This is a genomic window from Mitsuaria sp. TWR114, assembly GCF_007997345.1.
Genome location: NZ_VOSR01000197.1, coordinates 1 through 2,724 on the forward strand (window position 1 = coordinate 1; position 2,724 = coordinate 2,724).

At 67.8% G+C, this 2,724-nt stretch carries 3 protein-coding genes; all 3 read right to left on the reverse strand.

Annotated elements, in window-relative coordinates; translation table 11 throughout:
- Positions 1-86: 86 nt before the first annotated feature.
- Positions 87-1,640 carry a tripartite tricarboxylate transporter permease gene (locus FUT87_RS09165; protein WP_147240837.1) on the reverse strand — a complete coding sequence of 518 codons (1,554 nt, stop codon included), beginning with the start codon at positions 1,638-1,640 and terminating at the stop codon, positions 87-89.
- A gap of 10 nt (positions 1,641-1,650) precedes the next feature.
- Positions 1,651-2,076, reverse strand: coding sequence for a tripartite tricarboxylate transporter TctB family protein (locus FUT87_RS09170; RefSeq protein ID WP_091725600.1), 426 nt, complete (start codon positions 2,074-2,076; stop codon positions 1,651-1,653).
- A 196-nt stretch (positions 2,077-2,272) separates the two neighbouring features.
- Positions 2,273-2,724, reverse strand: a 452-nt coding sequence (locus FUT87_RS09175; RefSeq protein ID WP_255511742.1) for a methyl-accepting chemotaxis protein, incomplete at its 5' end; no start/stop codon positions are given.

A 2,724-nucleotide genomic window follows, 5' to 3' on the forward strand; every position in this document is an offset into this window, starting at 1 on the left:
CGCAGTGCGGGAGAGGGAGTAGCGGGAGCGAGTTGGTCTCCCATGGCTCCCTCTCCCGCACTGCGGGAGAGGGCGGGGGGTGAGGGTCACGCGCCTTGCGGGGCGACCTTGCCGGCGTCCGGATCCTGGTCGTGGTCATTGCCGCCCTCGGGCTTCTTCGCGCCCTTGCGATTGGCCAGGAGGAAGGCGATGAACTGCCAGGCGATGAAGATCGCGATGATCCCCAGCAGCGTCGCGCTGATCGGGCGCTGCACGAAGACGTCGAACTTGCCGCGGCTGATCAGCATCGCGCGCCGGAAGTTCTCCTCCAGCATCGGGCCCAGGATGAAGCCCAGCATCAAGGGCGCCGGGTCCATGTCCAGCCGCATGAAGATGTAGCCCGCCAGGCCGAAGGCTGCGGTGACGAAGATGTCGTCCAGGTTGTTGTTGACGCTGAAGGTGCCGATGCAGCAGAAGAACAGGATCGACGGGAACAGCACGTTGTACGGGATCTTGAAGACCGACAGCCAGTAGCGCACCAGCGGCACGTTCAGCACGACCAGGAACACGTTGCCCACCCACATCGAGGCGACCAGGCCCCAGAAGATGTCGGGGTGCCCGCCGATCATGTTGGGCCCCGGCTGGATGCCCTTGATGATGAACGCGGCCATCATCAGCGCCATCACCGGGTTCTCCGGGATGCCGATGCTCATCAGCGGGATGAAGCTGGTGCGCGCGGCCGACTCGTCCGCCGCGGCCTGGCCGGCCACGCCCTCGATGGCGCCGTCGCCGATCTCGTGGCGGTACTTGCTGACCTTCTTGTCCACCGCGTAGGCGGCGAACTGCGCGATCGTCGGGCCGCCGCCGGGCAGGATGCCCAGCACCGAGCCCACCACGCTGCCGCGCAGCGCGCTGGGGATGATGCGCTTGAACTCGGCCCAGGTCGGCATCAGGTGGATCTTGCCGTTGAAGGGCGTGCGCTCGTTCTTCGCGTCCAGGTTCTTGGAGATCTCCGCGATGCCGAAGCAGCCCAGCGCGATGCTGACCAGGCCCACGCCTTCGGCCAGGAAGGGCATGTCGAAGGTGTAGCGCTCCATGCCGGAGTTGACGTCGGTGCCGATCTGGCCGAACAGCACGCCGATCAGGCACATCGCCAGGCCGTTGAGCAGGCTGCCCGTGGTCACGAAGCTCACGCACAGGAAGCCCAGCAGCATCAGCGCGCAGTAGTCGGCCGGGCCGAAGAGGAAGGCCACCTCGCCCAGCGTCGGCGCCAGGCAGGCCAGCACGACGATGGCGACGGTGCCGCCGATGAAGCTCGAGATGCCCGCGGTGAAGAGCGCCAGACCGGTCTTGCCCTTCAGGGTCATCTGGTAGCCGTCGATGCAGGCCACGATGGAGCTGGCGTGCGGGATCTTCATCGTGATCGCGCTGACGCTGTCGCCGTACTGCGCGCCGTAGTAGATGCCGGCCAGCATGATCAGCGCGCCGTTGACCGGGATCGAATAGGTCAGCGGCAGCAGCACGCTGATGGTGGCCAGCGGGCCCAGGCCCGGCAGCAGGCCGACCAGGGTGCCCACCACGCAGCCGATCGCGCAGAACATCAGGTTCTGCCAGGTCAGCGCGTGCTCGAAGCCGAAGGCGAGGTTGTGCAGGATGTCCATGGCCGGGTCCTTACAGCAGCGGCAGGTTGAGGCCGAGGAACTTCTGGAAGATGAAGGCGATCGCCAGCAGGCCGATCGAGATCACCACGTTGCGCTTCCACGAGTAGTTGCTGCCCGCGGCCGTGGCGATGAACACCATGACCACGATGCCGGCCGACATGTTGAGGAAGCGCGAGACCAGCGAGAACGCGCACAGCGCCGCCAGGATCAGGCCGATGTTGCGGACCTTGAAGTCCAGGCCGGGCCCGCCCGCGACGACGCCGCGCACGATGGTGGCCAGCGCCACCAGGCCCAGCAGGACGCTGATCATCAGCGGGAACAGCCCGGGACCCGCATGGTCCATGCGGCCGATGGGATAACGCAGCGCGCCCAGTCCGAAGAACAGGGCCACCGCGGCGAGGAACAAGCCTCTCGCGAGCGATCGATTGAGGGTCATGAGGCACACCGGGGAGGTCCGAGATGTGCCCATGGTTCCGGTCGCGCCGGTCCGTGTCGTACGCGTTTCTGCGCAGCGACCGGTCCATGAAGGGATCCCGACAGCTTCGGGACAGCTTCAGGTTAAGAGAACGTTTGTCGAGCGTTTGGCGTGCGTTCCGGTGCGGCCGGCGACGCCCCGGGATGTCGTTGCGGCGTCACGCGGGATAGCCCTGACTCCGGCCCAGGTCGAAGGCGCCGACGACGCGGTTGAGCTGGCTGGCGTGGTCGTCGAGCGTGGTCGCGGCGGAGGCCGACTCGACCACCAGCGCGGCGTTGCGCTGCGTCATCTCGTCGAGCTGCGTGACCGCGGCGTCGATGCGGCCGAAGTCGCGGCGTTGCTCGCCGGCGGCATCGGCGATGTCGTTGATCAGCGCGCCCACGCGCTGCACCGAGGCCACGATGTCGGCCATCGTGCGGCCCGCCTCCTGCACCAGCGTCGCGCCGCTGCCCACCTGCTCGGTGGAGGCGCCGATCAGGGTCTTGATCTCCTTGGCCGCCTGCGCGGAACGCTGCGCGAGCGAGCGGACCTCCGCCGCCACCACCGCGAAGCCGCGGCCCTGCTCGCCGGCGCGCGCGGCCTCGACCGCAGCGTTCAGCGCCAGGATGT